Source organism: Leuconostoc sp. BM2 (genome assembly GCF_002095565.1).
GTDB classification, from domain to species: Bacteria; Bacillota; Bacilli; order Lactobacillales; family Lactobacillaceae; genus Leuconostoc; species Leuconostoc falkenbergense.
In genome coordinates, this window is sequence record NZ_MOWQ01000136.1 from 1 (window position 1) to 333 (window position 333).

The 333-nt window shown below is 43.5% G+C and carries 1 protein-coding gene; it reads left to right on the forward strand.

Annotated features, from left to right (window positions below):
• Nucleotides 1–333: IS3 family transposase (locus tag BMG01_RS10850; RefSeq protein ID WP_143472295.1), on the forward strand; the 333-nt coding region annotated here is incomplete at both ends.

Consider the following 333-nt stretch of genomic DNA (forward strand, 5'->3'; position numbering starts at 1 on the left):
TCATGATGGTGCTTCGCCTACTCAAAATACCCAAAAGCACCTACTTTGATTGGGTTCACTATACTGAGAGCCAACGACAACGAGAAGACACGATTTTAAAAGCTTTGTTGCGTGAAATTTGGCAAAACAACTATAAAGCTTATGGCGCGCCACGTCTGCGATTAGCATTAGCTGATCTGAATTTGCATCATGGAACCAACCGAGTTCGTCGTTTAATGCGAGAAGCTGGCATATACTCTGTCATGACTCGTCGATTTAACAAACCAACGACAACTGTTGATTATCGTCAACGTCCCAACTTAATCAGGCATTTACCCGAAGCCAACGCTTGGA